Annotated in this window: 13 protein-coding genes; all 13 read right to left on the bottom strand. The window is 70.3% G+C overall.

What is annotated here, in order from left to right:
- Positions 1 to 94: 94 nt before the first annotated feature.
- The 13 genes from AC1DJH_RS23940 to AC1DJH_RS24000 all read right to left on the bottom strand — a co-directional run bounded on the left by AC1DJH_RS23940 (position 95) and on the right by AC1DJH_RS24000 (position 14,857).
- A complete protein-coding gene (locus AC1DJH_RS23940; protein WP_472125798.1) occupies positions 95 to 2,536 on the bottom strand; it encodes a catalase in 2,442 nt (813 codons plus the stop codon).
- 159 nt (positions 2,537 to 2,695) lie between these two features.
- A complete protein-coding gene (locus tag AC1DJH_RS23945; RefSeq protein WP_472125801.1) occupies positions 2,696 to 4,693 on the bottom strand; it encodes a hybrid sensor histidine kinase/response regulator in 1,998 nt (665 codons plus the stop codon).
- Complete coding sequence (locus AC1DJH_RS23950; protein ID WP_472125803.1) at positions 4,690 to 5,568, bottom strand: sensor histidine kinase; 879 nt, start codon at positions 5,566 to 5,568, stop codon at positions 4,690 to 4,692. Before AC1DJH_RS23950 ends, AC1DJH_RS23945 begins: the two co-directional genes overlap by 4 nt.
- Positions 5,565 to 6,641, bottom strand: a complete 1,077-nt coding sequence (locus AC1DJH_RS23955) for a SpoIIE family protein phosphatase (protein ID WP_472125806.1) — start codon at positions 6,639 to 6,641, stop codon at positions 5,565 to 5,567. The genes AC1DJH_RS23950 and AC1DJH_RS23955 overlap by 4 nt, the downstream gene beginning before the upstream one ends.
- Positions 6,632 to 7,036, bottom strand: a complete 405-nt coding sequence (locus tag AC1DJH_RS23960; protein WP_472125809.1) for an anti-sigma regulatory factor — start codon at positions 7,034 to 7,036, stop codon at positions 6,632 to 6,634. Before AC1DJH_RS23960 ends, AC1DJH_RS23955 begins: the two co-directional genes overlap by 10 nt.
- Positions 7,026 to 7,400 carry an STAS domain-containing protein gene (locus tag AC1DJH_RS23965; protein ID WP_435441540.1) on the bottom strand — a complete coding sequence of 125 codons (375 nt, stop codon included), beginning with the start codon at positions 7,398 to 7,400 and terminating at the stop codon, positions 7,026 to 7,028. The genes AC1DJH_RS23960 and AC1DJH_RS23965 overlap by 11 nt, the downstream gene beginning before the upstream one ends.
- Before the next feature lie 12 nt (positions 7,401 to 7,412).
- Positions 7,413 to 8,267: an STAS domain-containing protein gene (locus AC1DJH_RS23970; protein ID WP_472125811.1), complete on the bottom strand. Its 855-nt coding sequence runs from the start codon at positions 8,265 to 8,267 to the stop codon at positions 7,413 to 7,415.
- A 258-nt stretch (positions 8,268 to 8,525) separates the two neighbouring features.
- A complete protein-coding gene (locus tag AC1DJH_RS23975) occupies positions 8,526 to 9,722 on the bottom strand; it encodes a HupE/UreJ family protein (protein ID WP_472125814.1) in 1,197 nt (398 codons plus the stop codon).
- A 34-nt stretch (positions 9,723 to 9,756) separates the two neighbouring features.
- A complete protein-coding gene (locus tag AC1DJH_RS23980) occupies positions 9,757 to 10,962 on the bottom strand; it encodes a hypothetical protein (RefSeq protein ID WP_472125815.1) in 1,206 nt (401 codons plus the stop codon).
- Positions 10,963 to 10,972: 10 nt separating this feature from the next.
- A complete protein-coding gene (locus AC1DJH_RS23985; protein ID WP_478187392.1) occupies positions 10,973 to 11,266 on the bottom strand; it encodes a hypothetical protein in 294 nt (97 codons plus the stop codon).
- 14 nt (positions 11,267 to 11,280) lie between these two features.
- A complete protein-coding gene (locus tag AC1DJH_RS23990; RefSeq protein WP_478187393.1) occupies positions 11,281 to 12,780 on the bottom strand; it encodes a DUF4331 domain-containing protein in 1,500 nt (499 codons plus the stop codon).
- Positions 12,781 to 12,992: 212 nt separating this feature from the next.
- Positions 12,993 to 13,823 carry an urease accessory protein UreD gene (locus AC1DJH_RS23995; RefSeq protein ID WP_472125574.1) on the bottom strand — a complete coding sequence of 277 codons (831 nt, stop codon included), beginning with the start codon at positions 13,821 to 13,823 and terminating at the stop codon, positions 12,993 to 12,995.
- 35 nt (positions 13,824 to 13,858) lie between these two features.
- Positions 13,859 to 14,857, bottom strand: a complete 999-nt coding sequence (locus AC1DJH_RS24000) for a quinone oxidoreductase family protein (RefSeq protein WP_472125577.1) — start codon at positions 14,855 to 14,857, stop codon at positions 13,859 to 13,861.
- Positions 14,858 to 14,861 lie beyond the last annotated feature (4 nt).

Raw genomic sequence — 14,861 nt, forward strand, 5'->3', positions numbered from 1 at the left:
CGGTCCTTCTCGTCCAGTGGAGCAAAAAACCGAGCGTGCGCCTTTGTGCAGCCGCTGTCCGTCAGACAGCGGCTACAAATCCCCCGTGGCGAGCTCAGACCCGGGGCGGGTCGCAGTCGCGCGAGGGGTGACGGTGCAGGCCCACGGCCGCAATGAACTCGGCCGCCACCGTCTTGGCCTGCGAGGCGTCCGACAGCAGCAGGCCCGGGTCCGCCGAGCCGTCGGGCAGGGTGAGCGGAATGCCCGCGTCGCCCAGCAATGCCTGCGATGCGCCCAGCGCCAGGATGGTCTTGCAATGGCGGTACTGGTCCTTGATGAAATCCATCGTGTGGCCATCCGCCGCGAGCGCTTCGGCCGCGGGTGCGCCGTCGGGCAGCACGAGGGCATCGAACAGGAAACCGGGGCTGTTCTCCATCGTCGCATCGGGTTCCAGCGTCTCGCCGCCGGCGGCGGTCACCGGCCCCAACCTTGCGGCGACCAGGCGCGGCACCGCGCCCGCACCGAACAGCGCGGCCTGCAGCGCCGCGATGGACGCGCCGTCCACGCCGTCGGCCACCAGCAGCGCGATCTTGCGCGAGCGAATGCCGCCGTCGCCGGGCCGTGCCATCAGCGAGAGCGCGGGCGACGCCGACACCTCGGGCGAGACCGGCGTCTGCAGTGCGCGGGGCAGGGGGTCGGGCACGGTCTTCATGCCCAGCCCGGCAGCCACCTTGGCGGCCAGCTCGGGTGAGGCGTTGACCAGGCTCGCCACGATGCGCTCGCGCACCGCCGGCACCGTCACCTTCGACAGCTCGAAGCGGAACGCGGCCGCAATGTGCGCCTGTTCCGTGGGCGTCTGGCTCTCGAAGAACAGGGCCGCCTGCGTGTAGTGGTCGGCGAACTTCTCGGGCTTGCCGCGCACCTTGTCGCTGGACTCCTGCACGTCGATGCGGCGCGCCACGCTCTGGAAGCCCTGCGCCGCCCCGGCCTGGAACGGGCAGCCGCCGGCCAGCGAGTTGGGCTCGTAGGCCACGCGGCCCCGGTGAATGGCCTGTCGGTGCATGCCGTCGCGCTGGTTGTTGTGCACCGGCGCAATGGGCGCGTTGATCGGCAGCTCATGGAAGTTGGGGCCGCCCAGGCGCGAGATCTGCGTGTCGACGTACGAGTGGATGCGCCCGGCCAGCAGCGGGTCGTTCGTGAAATCGATGCCCGGCACCACGTGCGCGGTGCAGAAGGCCACCTGCTCGGTCTCGGCGAAGAAGTTGTCGGGGTTGCGGTTGAGCACCATGCGCCCGACGACCTGCACCGGCACCAGTTCCTCGGGCACCAGCTTGGTCGCGTCGAGCACGTCGAAGCTGAAGGCCGCGGCCTGCTCCTCGGTGAAGATCTGCAGGCCCAGCTCCCACTCGGGGTACTCGCCCGCGTCGATGGCTTCCCACAGGTCGCGGCGATGAAAGTCGGGGTCGGCGCCCGATATCTTCACCGCCTCGTCCCACACCAGCGAATGCGTGCCCAGCTTGGGCTGCCAGTGGAACTTCACGAACACCGACTCGCCCGCCTCGTTCACCAGCCGGAAGGTGTGCACGCCGAAGCCCTGCATCATGCGGTAGCTGCGCGGGATGGCGCGGTCGCTCATCTGCCACATCAGCATGTGGGTCGACTCGGGCATCAGGCCGGCGAAGTCCCAGAAGGTGTCGTGCGCCGAGGCGGCCTGCGGCATGCCGTGGTGCGGCTCGGGCTTCACCGCGTGAATGAGGTCGGGGAACTTGATCGCATCCTGGATGAAGAACACCGGCATGTTGTTGCCCACCAGGTCCCAGTTGCCCGCGTCGGTGTAGAACTTGACGGCGAAGCCGCGCACGTCGCGCGCGGTGTCCTTGGAGCCGCGCTCGCCGGCCACGGTGGAGAAGCGCACGAACACCGGCGTGATCTTGCCGGCCTCCTGGAAGGGGGCGGCCATGGTGTGCTTGGTGAGCGGCTCGTAGCACTCGAAGAAGCCGTGCGCGCCCGATCCGCGCGCATGCACGATGCGCTCGGGAATGCGCTCGTGGTCGAAGTGCGTGATCTTCTCGCGCAGGATGAAGTCTTCGAGCAGCACCGGGCCGCGCAGGCCGGCCTTCAGCGAATTCTGGTTGTCGGCGACCGGCACGCCCTGGTTGGTGGTGAGCACCTGGCCGGCCGAGTCGACGCGCACCCGGTCCAGCGAGCCGATGGTCGCGTTCACGCCTTCGCCCGCCACGCCGCCGAGCTTGGCCGAGCTGTTGCTTTCGCTGAGCGAGCTGCCGCCGGGCAGGCGCGAGGCTGGCTCGGCCGTGAGCCCCTTGGGCGGTGCCATGGCGTTGTCCAGGCCGTGCTCCAGCGGCTTGTTGTCGTTGGCCGGCATGGCGGCCACCAGCGCCTGCGTGTCGGCGGCACGCTGCGTGGGCAGGTCGCCCGCGACGGCGGGGCCGGGATGGGCGGGCGCGCTGTCGGTGTTGCGCGCGGCGGCCTGGGTGGCGATGGCGGCAGCGGGGGGAGTGCCGGTGGGTTTGCTGTTCTTGGGCGCGCGCGTGGCCATGTGAGGTGCTCCTGGGGGTGTGTATCGCGGGGTAGGGATGCGAACAGTAGGGAGCAGCCCGGGCGGCCCATGTAGGACCGTGCCGCGCGAACATTGAAACCGGGTAACCAGGCGTTGCCCCGCAACGAAGACGCGGCTTCGTCGCAGGACGTGGCCCGTTTACGCCGCCGCGGGCCGTCCGCCGATCAGCGCCAGCAGCGCATGCGGCTGCAGCGGCTTGCCCAGATGCGCATCGAACCCCGCCTCGGTCGCCTTGGCGTGGTCCTGCGGCCGGGTGAAGGCCGTGTGAGCCACCGAGAACAGCCGCGGCTTGCCGAGGGCCCGCTCGCGCTGGCGCACCTCGCGGATGAGGTCGTAGCCGTCGCGCCCCGGCAGGCCGATGTCGCTGATCAGCACGTCGGGCCATTTCTGCTCGAACAGCTGCAGCGCGCTGTCGAAGTCGGCGCCCATCCGCACCGTGGCGCCGGCGTCGCCCAGCACCACCGTCATGATCTCGCTCGCATCGGCGTTGTCTTCCACCACCAGCACATCGAGGCCGGCGAGGATGCGGCCGCTGGCCGCCGCGGGGCGCGTGTCCAGGGCGTCCAGCAGCACGATGGGTGCGTCGCCGGACGGCACCACGCCGAGCACCACGCGCAACGTGGCGCCCCGGCCTTCGCCTTCGCTGTGCGCCGACACACCGCCGCCGTGCAGCTCCGCCAGGTTCTTGACGATCGACAGCCCCAGCCCCAGGCCGCCGTGGAAGCGGTTGTCCGGCGAGTCGCTTTGCGAAAACCGGTCGAACAGGTGCAGGAGAAACTCGGGGCTGATGCCGCGGCCGAAGTCCTGTACCGACAGGTCGAGCACGTCGCCGTCCCGGTGCAGCTCGATGACGATGCGCCCGCCCTCCGCGGAAAACTTGATGGCGTTGGACAGCAGGTTCCACACGATCTGCTGGAACCGCGTGGCGTCCAGCCAGGCCGGTGCGTCCGCCGGCGCCTGGTCGAACACGATGGCCAGGCGCTTGGCCGCCGCCGGCGCGGCCAGCGCCTCGATGGCGGAGCTGACCAGCCCGCGCGGCTCGATCCATTCGCGGTGCAGGCGCAGCTTGCCGGAACTGATGCGCGACACGTCCAGGATGTCGGCGATCAGCCGCGTCTGCGCCTTCACGCTGCGGTCGATGGCGTTCAGGCCCTTTTCCATCTGCTCGGGCGTGCGGTTGCCCACCTTGAGCACGTGCACCCAGCCGCCGATGGCGTTGAGCGGGTTGCGCAGCTCGTGCGAGAGCACGGCCACGAAGTCGTCCTTGGTGCGGCTCTGTCGCTCGGCCGAGGCGCGCGCGGCCTGCTCGCGCTCGAGCACCTCGCGCCGGCGCCCCTCGAGCTCGAAGCGCTCCGACACGTCCAGCGCAATGCCCACGCGCAGGCCCGGGTCGATCTGCGCGGACATGGTCCATTCGAGGCGGATCCACGAGCCGTCCTGCCGCAGCAGCGGAAACTCGCCCTTCCACGGCGCCGCGGGCGAGGGCGTGCCCGGCAGGGTGTCTGCCGTGTGGGCTTGCACGAAGGCCGTCCATTCGTCCGGCGCGAAGGCGCTGACCGGCTGGCCGATCAACGCGTCGCGCGACTGCCCGAGCATGGCGACCATGGCCGGGTTGACGTCGGCGAACCGGCCCTCGGCGTTGATCAGCGCCATGCCCGTGGGCGCGTGGTCGTAGATGGCGCGAAAACGCGCTTCGCTGTTGCGCTGCTTTTCCTCGGCCATGCGCGCGCGGATCAGCGCCTGCAGCGTGGCCACCAGCACCGGGGGCTCCACCGGGTGCACCAGGTAGGCGTCGGCGCCGGCGTTCAGGCCTGCCACCTTGTCCTCGTTGCGCACGAAGGTGGCCGACAGGTGCACCACGGGCAGCGTGGAGGTCGCCGGCTTGATGCGCAGTTCGCGGCACACCTCGAAGCCGCTGAAGTCGGGCAGGTGCACATCGAGCACCACGGCGGAAATCTGGTGCGAGGCCAACGCCAGCGCCTCGCCTCCGGTGCCGGCCTCGCGCGTCTCGAAACCCGCGGCGCGGATCACGCGCGAGGTCGTGTAGCGCGTGGTGGGGTTGTCGTCCACCACCAGGATCGTGTGGCGCGACCGGTCGATCGTGGTGTTGATCAGGGGTTCGGGCGGCATGGTCATTCCGGCTGGGCCGGACCCTGGCGCTGCAGCTGCACCGGGAGCGTGACGGAAAACACCGAGCCCTTGCCGAGCTCGCTGGCCAGCTCGACGCGCCCACCCAGCAGCACCGCGAGCTGCCGGCTCAGCGAAAGGCCCAGGCCGGTGCCGCGCAGGCGCTTTTGCACCGGTGAATCCACTTGCGAGAAATCGTCGAAGACCGCGGCGTGGTGTTCGGGCGCGATGCCGATGCCCGTGTCCGAGACCGAGAAGCGGATGGCGTCGTCGCCCACGCGCATCGCGGTGACGCGCACCTCGCCGTGCGGCGTGAACTTGAGCGCGTTGGAGATGAAGTTGCGCAGGATCTGCGAGAGCTTGCGGTCGTCGGTGTAGAGCTTGGGCAGCCCCTCGGGCTCCTCGAAGATCAGCGCGGTGGCCGGGTTGTGCAGCACCGGGCGGAACATGCCGCGCAGCGCCGAGAACAGGTCGACCATTTCGAACCACGCCGGCGAGATGTCGACGCGGCCCGCCTCGATCTTGGCCAGGTCGAGCAGGTCGTCGACCATGTCGGCCAGCTCCGTCGCGGTGGTGTCGACAAAGCCGACCTGCTTTTCCTGTTCGGGCGTGAGCGGTCCGTCCACGCGGTCGCTCAGCAGGCGCGCGATGCTGCGGATCGCGTTGATCGGTGTGCGGAACTCGTGGCTCATGTAGGCCAGGAACCGGCTCTTGAGTTCGGTGGCTTTCTGGAGCTCCTGGGCCTGGGCGTCGAGCTCCGCGTACAAGGCCACCACGCCGCGGTTGGTCTCTTCGAGCTCCTCGCGCAGTTCTTCGACTTCGCGCCGGCTTGCGGCCAGCGCGTCTTCGCGGTCGTCACAGACGGCCGGGCCGTTGCTGTTCATGCGTTTTCCTTTTGGCGGATCACCACGATGGTGGCGTCGTCGCGGTGCCGCGTATGGTCGCGCAAAAGAACCGCCGCTACCAGCGCGGGGTCCCTTTGCAGCAGGGGACGGATGCGCTCGAGGCTCCAGCGACTCTCGATGCCGTCGCTGTGCAGCACCACCAGCGCATGGGCGGGCAGTTCGAGCGAGGTGACCTCGGGCTTCCGGATCTGCAGGCCCGCGGTGCCGTGCTGGGTGACGACGGACTTGTCGAACACGCCCGAGACCACGCGGCCCATGATGTTGCCGGCGCCGGTGTAGGTGACGGTGGCGCTCGCGGTGTCGATGCGCAGCGCGCACATGGCGGCGCCGCGCGTGGTCTGGAGTTCGCGGTGCACGCGCTGCACGGTCTCGCGCAAATCGGCGTCGGGTGCCGTGGCGAAGGCGTCGATCGCAGCCTGCGATGCCTTGGCCGCTTCCGGCCCGTGGCCCAGGCCGTCGGCCACCAGGAAGGTGGTTTGTGTGCCCTCCGGGCCGTGCGTTGCGGCTGCCCACGCGTCCCCGCAGACCGACTCATGGGGCGCGGGCAGTCGAATCGCCCCGATCTGCAATGCCGGCGCAGCCTCGGTCCGTGCGGCGTGCGCCGCGGACGGGCCCGCGGCCGGGCGCACGCGGGCTACGCTCACCGTGCCGTGCGGCACCGACGAATGAATGTCGAAATCGCTCGCCAGCCGGCGCACCGCGCCCAGGCCCGTGCCGGGTGTGGTGCTCGAGGAGTGGCCGTCGCGCATCGCCAGGGCGATGTCGGATATGCCGGGGCCCTCGTCGATGCAGATCATCTCGATCTCGCCGGCCTCGCCGGCCGTGCCGGTCCGTGGGCGCGCCGCGACCAGCAGCTGGCCATTCTTCGCGTGGCGAACGAGGTTGGTGCCGAGTTCGGTCACCACCAGCGCCAGGCGGCCCGCGTCGACGTCGCCCCAACCCATGTCCGCCGCGGCCTGCGCCGCGTGCCGCCGTGCTTCGCCGACGCGGCTGGCGTCGTCCATGGGAAAAGCCCTGTGCGTCCAGCCCTGGATGGTGGCGGCTACTTCCACTTGGTGATACTCACTCGGGTGCCCTGGCCCGGCGCCGACACGATGTCGAAGTCGTTCACCAGCCGCTTGCTTCCGGGCAGGCCCAGGCCCATGCCGCTGCCGCTGGTCCACCCGTCGGTGAGTGCGAGCGCCATGTCGGCAATGCCGGGCCCCTCGTCCTCGAAGTGCAGCAGCAGGCCGCGCCGCCCGTTGCGCTCGACGAATTCCCAGCGCATGCGCCCGCCGCCGCCGTGGATCAGCGTGTTGCGCGAGAGCTCGCTGGCGGCGGTGATCATTTTGGTCTGGTCGACCAGCGAGAGCTTCAGGTCCTGGCACAGGGCGCGCACCATCTGGCGGCTCGCGACGATGTTCTGCTCGGTCAGCAGCGGCAGGGTGCCGGTGAGGTCAATGGCCAAGAACATTCTCCAGCCGGGAACGCCGAAGAAGCTCCATGCCGCGCTCCACGTTGAGCGCCGTCTTCACACCGTCGAGCGACAGCCCGAGCTCGACCAGCGTGATCGCCACCGCGGGCTGCATGCCCACCACCACGGTCGTGGCCGAGAGAATGCGGGCAATGCCCGAGATGCTGGTGAGCATGCGCCCGACGAAGGAGTCGACGATCTCGAGCGCCGAGATGTCGATCATCACGCCCGAGGCGCCGGTCGTGGCGATCCGGTTGGCCAGGTCGTCCTGCAGCGTGAGGGCGGTCTGGTCCTGCATGTCGACCTGGATGGTCACCAGCAGCGTGTCGCCCATGCGGAGAATTGGAATGCGGTCCATGGTGGGTGCCGCTTACTTGTCGAGCGGGCCGCGCGTGACGCGCCAGCCGGTCTGCTGCAGCGCGAGCGCCAGCGCATCGGCCAGCGTGGCCTTGGTGCGCACGCCCTGCAGGTCGATGCCCAGGTGCACGATGGTCTGCGCAATCTGCGGGCGAATGCCGCTGATGATGCAGTCCGCGCCCATGAGGCGGATGGCCGTCACCGTCTTCAGCAGATGCTGCGCCACCAGCGTGTCGACCGTGGGCACGCCGGTGATGTCGATGATGGCCAGCTCGGAGCCGGTTTCCACGATCTTCTCCAGCAGGGCTTCCATCACCATCTGCGTGCGGCTGCTGTCGAGCACGCCGATCATCGGCACCGCGAGCACGCCGTCCCACAGCTTGACGACGGGGGTGGAGAGTTCCAGCAGCTCTTCCTGCTGGCGGCGAATGATCTCTTCTCGCGCTTGCTGGTACGTGCCCGCGGTGTGCTGCGCCAGCCTGTCGATGGTGGTCGACAGCGCCCACAGCGAACTTGCCATGGCAGCCGCGTCGGTCCCCAGGCGGCGCTGGATGGCGGCGAACAGCGGCTTCTTGAGTGCGAGCACGAACAGGCTCGTTTCGGCCACCGACTGGCCCTTGGCCGCGCGGGTCTTCGACAGCGCGCCGAGCGTTTCGCGCAGCCCGGTCCATGCGGGCGCCTCCAGGCGTGCCGGATCGCCGCCGGCCTGCAGCCCGTCGCACAGCTGGCGCAGGATGTCGAAAGCCTCGGCCTGTGCCGCGCGCCGCGCGCCGGGTTCGCTGACCTGGGCTTCCTCGAGCCAGATGTCGACGACGTTGTTTTCTTCGTCGCGCAGGGTGTCCAGCAACGCTTGGTATTCGCTCTTCATGAAGTTCCTCTTGGATTTTTGGCTGCGTCCGCGTGAAACGACCGAAGTGCGAGCACGCGCAATGTCGGCTCGCTGCAATGCGTAGCGTCCGCTGGGCAGATCGTAGCTGTTGCAAACTGTAGTTAACGAAGTTTGCAAACACAGGACGTCGCCATTTTCAGTAGGCCAAGACCTACACGACGGCGCCGCTTTAACGCGCGGGCCGGGGCGATGCAACGTCTTTTGACATGCAGCGCCGGCAGATTCGAACCTGCCGCTTCAGGAAAACGGCAGCACCTTCACGTCGAACACCCGCTCGCCCAGCCAGATGGCCGCCACCAGAACCGCCAGCGCCGAGCCGCCGCGCAGCACCAGCGGCGGGTAGCGCCGCCAGTGGCGCAGCGCCAGCAGCGCGACCAGCACCATGGCCACCACCATGAGCTGGCCCGCTTCCACGCCCAGGTTGAACTGGAGCAGGGCGACGACGAAGTCGCGCAGCGGCAGGTCGAGCTCGGCCAGCGCACCCGCGAAGCCGAAGCCGTGGATCAACCCGAACAGGAAGCTGAAGAGCTTGCGCCGCCCGCGCAGCACCGGGTGGATGTTGTCGATGGCCGCCAGCATGATGGTGATGGCGATGCCCGGCTCGATGATGCGCGGCGAGATGGTCACCACCTTCAGGCCGGCGAGCGCCAGCGTGATCGAGTGCGCGATGGTGAACATGGTGACGATGCCCAGCATCGGCCACACGGCCTCGCGCCAGCCGATGACCGGCTCCCACCCCTCGGGCCGGCGGCGCAGCACGGCGGGCAGCAGCAGGCACACCAGGAACAGGATGTGGTCGTAGCCGATCAGGATGTGGTGGATGCCGTCGCGAAAGAAGCTCGTGTCGGACGACGGAGCCGATGCACCGGCGGAAGCTGCCACGAGCGTGCCAGGCCACGCCACCGCGACCGCGCCGGCCGAGGGATCGAGCGAGCGCACCGTCGGCTGGGCGGCGCCCTCGACTTCCACGCGCAGCAGCCCGCGGTGCGTGGGGTCGACCTCGCGGAACAGCCGGTAGTCGATGTCTAGCGCGCTGCCGGTGGCGATGGCGGCGCACTGGCCGCGCAGCTGCAGCACGAGGTAGGCGCCGTCGATGCGGTCTTCGACGGCGGCGGGTCTGGCTTCGGCCAGCGTGCACCGGCCCTGCTGCAGCCGCAGGCGTGCCAGCGCATAGGCGTGGATGTCGGCCAGGCGCGTGCGCACCTCGCCCCAGCTGAGCTTGCGGTCGGCATTGGTGTCGAGGTCGAGCAGCGCATCGAGGTCGCGCAGCGCGATGTCCCAGCGCAGGTCGATCGTGTCGCCGCTGCGGTGCAGCAGCAGGTAGGCGTCGCTGGCCTTGTGGGCATGCGCCGGGGCGGCTGCGAACAGCAGCGCCAACAGCATCGGCACGGCCCACGCGGTCCACGCGACCCATGTGGCCCTTGCGGCGCACATGGCCCTTGCGGCCCGCACCGCCCGCACCGCGCGTTCAAAGCATCGCATCGACACGCGCATCCTTCAGTCCGATCTGTTGCATCAGGGCCTTCACCTCGCCGCGCGCGGCGTCGTCTTTCGCGGCCGCGGCGGCGCGGGCGAACACCAGCATGTCGATGGGTTCGCGCTGCAGCCTGACGTTCAGGCGCGCGAGTTCGAGCGCACGCCTAGGGTTGTTCTGCACGTCGAGCGCGAACATCGCTTCTTCGCGCGCATGCAGCGCGGCCGTGCCGGGGCGCAGCGCGGAGGCCTCGAAACGCTGGCGCAGCTCGTCGGCCTCGGCCCGGGGCCCCTTGTCGCGTGCGGCCGCAGCGGCAATGGCCAGCCGCAGCAGCACGGCATCGCTGCGAGCTTCCTTGGCGAGCAGGCCTGGAATCTCGGCATGCCGCCCCACGCGCTGCAGGTAGTCGCTGTAGGCCAGCAGCAGGTAGCCCGAGCGCTGCGCCGCCACCGCCTTGCGGTAGGCGGCATCGGCCTGGGCGGAGCGGCCCGCGAGTTCCTCGACCTCGGCCACGCTGGTCAACAGCCACTGGCGCGTGCCCGCCTGTGCCGTGCCGGCCAGCGCCGGGTTGGCAAGCAGCTCCTGCAGTGTGTCGCGCGCCTCGTCGTGCTTGCCGCGCAGCCCTGCGTTCTCGGCCAGGCAGGCGACGCCGTAGAGCGCGGGGCCTGCGCGGCCCAGCGCGCGGCAGGCGGCGTCGGATTCGGCATAGCGCCCGCGCACGCGCAGGATGGTGGCCAGCGTGATCCAGCCTTGCGCGTCGCTGGGCTGGCGCGCCAGCGCGGCCTTGAGCGTGGCCTCGGCGCCGTCGAAGTCGTGCAGGAACTGCGCGATGGTGGCGCGCATGACCAGCACGGCGGGCGGCGTGTCGGCCACGGGCCTGGCCTCCCAGGCCTGCAGCGCGCCCATGGCGTAGCCGGCGTAGCGCGCGTCGCCCTGGTCGCGCGCGAGGTTCAGGTAGGTGGTCGCCGCCTCGACGGCGGTGGCCGGATCGCCGGGCCGCTGCACCAGCGCGCGGCGCAGGCGGCGTTGTTCGCTCGACCAGCCGGCCACGGCGGGCAATGTTTCCACCACCGCGTCGTCGCTGGCCGGCACGCGCGGCACGGCATGCGCCGCGCCGGCGAGCACCAGCATCGCCGTCGGGAGCGCCAGCCACCGGCCGAGGGCGCCTGCGGCGCGCGCGAAGTGGATGCGGGCTCGCACGGCGCGCTGCCTACTGCGTGGCGACCGGGTCCTTGGTCTCCGAGGTGGGCGGCGGGTCGAACTGCGCCACGTTGGCCGCGTCGTCGGTCTCGGACTGCGTGGCGACCAGCGCCACCACATAGGCCACGAAGGCGTCGTAGGCGCTGAGCTGCACCGGCGGCTGGTTGTCCGGCGGCGGGGTGGTGCCCACCGGGAACGGATAGAAGCCGCTCCCGCCGCCACCCCCACCGCCGCCGCAGCCGGCCAGGGCCGCGGCAATGACGACGGCGCCGGCGGCGCAAGAGAAGAGTCGTGTGTTGTTCATGGGATGCCTCTGGGTCACAGCGGGTTGACGGCGCCCGGCAGCGGAAGGTTCAGGTACGGAAAGGCGGCGGGGAACTGTGCCGGGCTTTGCAGCGCGCCGTCGGTGATGGGCGCGCCGCCGGCCGGTGCGTCCGCGGGCTTGCAGCCGACCTTGAGCGCGTCGTTGGCGCCGGTCAGCACGCACAGCGCGCCCATGGCCACGCGCAGCTCGATGTCGACCACGTCGTCGCCCGGGCGGCGGCCGTTCGGAAAGCCCGCGAGGTCGTTGCCGGCCACGCCCAGGTTGTTCTGGTTCGCCTTGGGCGTGGGCGCCACGCTGGTGTCCAGGCGCAGCATTTCCGAGGCTTTCACGTTGGCCGGCTGGTTCACGCCGGCAATGCCGGTCAGGAACGCGGCCACCAGGTCGCTGCGCGGGAAGTTGGTGGGCGCAGGAGCGCTCGGGTAGAGCGTCTGGATCAGCGCCGGCAGCGTGGGGTTGGTCACGTAGGTGGCGAACTGGCCGTCGTCCATGGGCCGGGAGTTGTTGAACTTGTCCTTGTCCTTCAACCCGATGACCACCTCGTTGACCAGCGGCATGCCCAGCCGCGAGACCTGCGCCCAGGCGCCGCCGTTGAGCGTGGTGGTGCCGTGGCCGCTCTTGGGCGGGTTGGCGATCAGGCGGCCCTGGCGTGCGCTGGCCGTGGTCCAGCCGCCGATGATCGTGCCGTTGCCGCCCGCGGTGAGGCAGGAAATGGGCACTTCGAGCGCCATCGTCGACACGTTCTTCTGCGCCAGCGCGTCGGGGTTGCCGTTGGTGGTGCCCAGCGGGTTGAGGTTGATCAGGTCGAACACCTGGCCCAGGGCCACGGTGAACGGGTCCTTGCGCTGGCCGGCGAACACGCGGCCCGGCGTGCTGCAGCCGGGAATGTTCACGCTGTACAGGTGCTGCGCCGCATAGGCGGCATAGCCGGCCGGGCCACCGAAGGTCTTCTCGCCGATGTTGTCGGTCGGGCGGTCGAACACGTTGGAGCCGTTGGCCGCGTTGGTGACGGGGGCCGCCTGGCCCTTGCGGCGGTCGCCGCGCACCACGGTGAGCGTGAAGGTTTCGCGCAGGTTGCTGGTGGCCTGGTTGGGGCCGGTGATGGCGCCGGCCTGCACCAGCGGAATCGACACCTGCTTGCCCGAAATCGGCAGCTGGATGTCGCGCAGCGTGTTGGTGAAGCGGAACTGGAACGTGAGCGCCTCGCTCGCGCTGCCGGTGTTGTCGATGTGGATCTCGTACAGCCCGTTCGGATCCATGGTGAAGTAGTTGGGGCCGCCGTAGGCGCTCTGGTCGGGCTGGTAGTTGGCGATCAGCGTCACGAAGTCCTGTCGGTTGGCTTCGTAGCTGCGGAACATGTAGAAGTCGGTGGCGTCCAGCTTGGGCATGCCCGCGATGGAGGGCGCCTCGCGGTGGCTGGATGCGAATGCGCCTGTGGCGGCAACCGCGCACAGGGCGAGAACACAGGCCCGGACGGGCGTAGGCAGCAATCTCATCGGCGTCACCTCGGATAGTGAAATGTTGGAATGGGCACGAACGACTTGCGCGGCGCGAAGGCCGGCGCTGTCTGAGTACGCGCAACAAGTTCAGCCGGATGTGCCAATGCGGGTAGGTAGTTACGTGCATAGCCAGCGCCGCGCGTTGGGCGCACTCGCGTGCGCCCGCGGTCAGGCCGCGATCGCCTCTAGGGAAGCTGGTGCAAGGGCGCTCAGGTCGCCCAGATGCGCGGCGTGGCCGCGGGCAGCTGCCACAGCTCGCTGCGCCATGCCTGCCACACCTGCCGCAGCAGCTGCATCGCGGGCTCGACCACGGGGGCCAGCACGCGCAGCACGACGATTTCGGCATGCGGGCTGGTGGCGCCCGCGCTGTCGAACAGGGGGCTCGCCTCGAGCAGCGTGCGCGCCTGCGCGAGCAGTGCGTCGCGCCGCGCGCGTGCCAGCGGCGTGCCCGCCACGAAGAACAGCGAGGCCATGCAGCGGTGGCCGCCCAGGCCGATGGGGCTTTGCAGCAGCCGCTGGTCGGCCGCGTCGATGCGCCCGCGCTCCAGCCACATGCCGGGCACCTCGATGTGCTGCAGGTAGGTGCCCCGTTCGAAGGGCTGGTTGGCGTTGGGCAGGCCGAGCGCGGTCACGTCCCAGCCGATCAGCTCGGCGCCGGGCGCGACCTCGATGGACAGCCGGTTCTCCGCCCGGCAGCCGCTGTAGCAGAGGGCTTCGAGCGGCAGCCATTCGAGCCGCGCGCCGGCCGCCAGCCGGATGCGCGTGCGCTGCAGCGCCAGCTCGCCCTCGGAGCGGTAGAAGCGCGAGGCGCCGGGTGTGGTGATGAGGCCGTGGCTGCCGCCGGCGGCCTCGATGTCGATGTCCAGCGTGTCGCCGCCCACCAGGCCGCCCGGCGGGTGCACGAGCACGTTGTGGCAGACGGTGTCGCCCTCGGGGTACAGGCTTTGCAGGATGCGCAGCGGCCCGTCGTGGCGAAAGCGTGCGACGGTGCGGGCGGACTCGTTTTGATAGGCGAGATGGAGACGGGCGTGCCAGGGCATGCAGCGAGTCTAGAGGCAGTGCCCGCCGGTTCTGGTCAGGGCAGCAGCAGGATCGCACCGGTCACGGAGCGGCTTTCCGCGGCCCGGTGCGCATCGGCCGCGTCGGCCAACGCGAAGCGCGCGCCGATCGACGCGCGCACCGCGCCCGAGGCCATCGCGTCGAACACGTCCTTCGCGTTCGCGCGGAAGGTGGCAGGGTCGGCGTTGTGCGGAAACACCGAAGGCCGCGTGAGGAACAGGCAGCCCTTCTTGTTGAGCAGCTCGGGGTCGATGGCCGGCGCCGGGCCCGAGGCCGCGCCGTACAGCACCACCATGCCGAAGGGCGCGGTGCAGTCCAGCGAGCCCATGAAGGTGTGCCTGGCCACCGAGTCGTACACCACGCGCGCCTTGCGTCCGCCGGTGGCGTCGATCACCTGCTGCACCCAGTCGGCCTGCGAATAGTCGATGGCCACGTCGCAGCCGGCGGCGCGCGCGGCCTCGCACTTGGCCGCGGAGCCGGCGGTGCCGATGACGGTGGCGCCCAGCGCCTTGGCCCAGCCGCTGAGGATCTGGCCGACACCACCCGCGGCCGCATGCACCACCACGATGTCGCCGGGCTGCACCGCGTGCGTCTTCTTCACGAGGTACTGCGCGGTCATGGCCTTGAAGAACACGGCGGCCGCGTCCTCGTCGGAGATGGCATCGGGAATGCGCACCAGCTTGGCGGCCGGCACGTTGCGGCGCTCGGCATAGGCGCCCACGCCGGCGTTCATGTAGACCACGCGGTCGCCGATGTTCAGGTCGGCCACGCCGTCGCCGAGGGCCTCGACCACGCCCGTGGCCTCGTGGCCCAGGCCGGTGGGCGAGGGCAGCGGGTACTTGCCGCTGCGCTGGTACACGTCGATGTAGTTGAAGCCGGCGGCGGTCTGGCGCAGTTGCGCCTCGCCCGCGGCGGGCGCGGGCAGGTCGACGGTCTCCAGGCGCATGGCCTCGGGGCCGCCGAATTCGGTCACGCGGATGGCGCGGGTCTGCGCGGGCTGGGTGGGCTGGGTCATGAGG

Source organism: Variovorax sp. 10N412 (genome assembly GCF_056394985.1).

What these genes read in the sequence shown, in the direction of transcription:
- AC1DJH_RS23945 (WP_472125801.1), bottom strand. Translation starts at nt 4,693, where the DNA reads ATGACCATGCCGCCCGAACCCCTGATCAACACCACGATCGACCGGTCG.
- AC1DJH_RS23975 (WP_472125814.1), bottom strand. Translation starts at nt 9,722, where the DNA reads ATGTGCGCCGCAAGGGCCACATGGGTCGCGTGGACCGCGTGGGCCGTG.
- AC1DJH_RS24000 (WP_472125577.1), bottom strand. Translation starts at nt 14,857, where the DNA reads ATGACCCAGCCCACCCAGCCCGCGCAGACCCGCGCCATCCGCGTGACC.
- AC1DJH_RS23965 (WP_435441540.1), bottom strand. Translation starts at nt 7,400, where the DNA reads ATGGACCGCATTCCAATTCTCCGCATGGGCGACACGCTGCTGGTGACC.
- AC1DJH_RS23970 (WP_472125811.1), bottom strand. Translation starts at nt 8,267, where the DNA reads ATGAAGAGCGAATACCAAGCGTTGCTGGACACCCTGCGCGACGAAGAA.
- AC1DJH_RS23950 (WP_472125803.1), bottom strand. Translation starts at nt 5,568, where the DNA reads ATGAACAGCAACGGCCCGGCCGTCTGTGACGACCGCGAAGACGCGCTG.
- AC1DJH_RS23995 (WP_472125574.1), bottom strand. Translation starts at nt 13,823, where the DNA reads ATGCCCTGGCACGCCCGTCTCCATCTCGCCTATCAAAACGAGTCCGCC.
- AC1DJH_RS23985 (WP_478187392.1), bottom strand. Translation starts at nt 11,266, where the DNA reads ATGAACAACACACGACTCTTCTCTTGCGCCGCCGGCGCCGTCGTCATT.
- AC1DJH_RS23940 (WP_472125798.1), bottom strand. Translation starts at nt 2,536, where the DNA reads ATGGCCACGCGCGCGCCCAAGAACAGCAAACCCACCGGCACTCCCCCC.
- AC1DJH_RS23990 (WP_478187393.1), bottom strand. Translation starts at nt 12,780, where the DNA reads ATGAGATTGCTGCCTACGCCCGTCCGGGCCTGTGTTCTCGCCCTGTGC.